1 protein-coding gene is annotated in these 526 nt (G+C 76.4%); it reads left to right on the forward strand.

The window, feature by feature from the left end:
• Positions 1–526: ATP-binding protein (locus CCN42_RS40945; protein ID WP_422641143.1), on the forward strand; the 526-nt coding region annotated here is incomplete at both ends.

A 526-nucleotide genomic window follows, 5' to 3' on the forward strand; every position in this document is an offset into this window, starting at 1 on the left:
ACCGCCTCCGGCTGGTCGAGCTGGCCCCGCTCGACCGGCCGGAGGCGGTACCGGGCGCGGTGGTCAACGCGCTGGGTCTGCGGGAGACCGTGCTGATGACCCACGACCTGGCGGCCCCGCAGGACGATCCGGTCACCCTGCTCGTGGAGCACTGCGCCACGCGCAGCCGGCTCCTGATCCTCGACAACTGCGAACATGTCATCGGCGCGGCGGCCGACCTCGCCGAGACCCTGCTGGCCCACTGCCCCGGCCTCAGGATCCTCGCCACCAGCCGGGAACCCCTGGGCGTCCCCGGCGAGGCGGTGCGCCCGGTCGACCCGCTCTCCCCCGACCAGGCGCGGCGCCTCTTCGCGGACCGCGCGGCGGCGGTCCGCCCCGACGCCGACGTGCTGCTGCGCGACGAGGAGGCCGTCGCGGAGATCTGCCGCCGCCTCGACGGGCTGCCGCTGGCGATCGAGCTGGCCGCGGCCCGGCTGCGGCTGCTCACGCCCCGGCAGATCGCCGACCGCCTCGACGACCGCTTCCG

The sequence above is a fragment of the Streptomyces glaucescens genome (assembly GCF_002154375.1).
Classification (GTDB): domain Bacteria; phylum Actinomycetota; class Actinomycetes; order Streptomycetales; family Streptomycetaceae; genus Streptomyces; species Streptomyces glaucescens.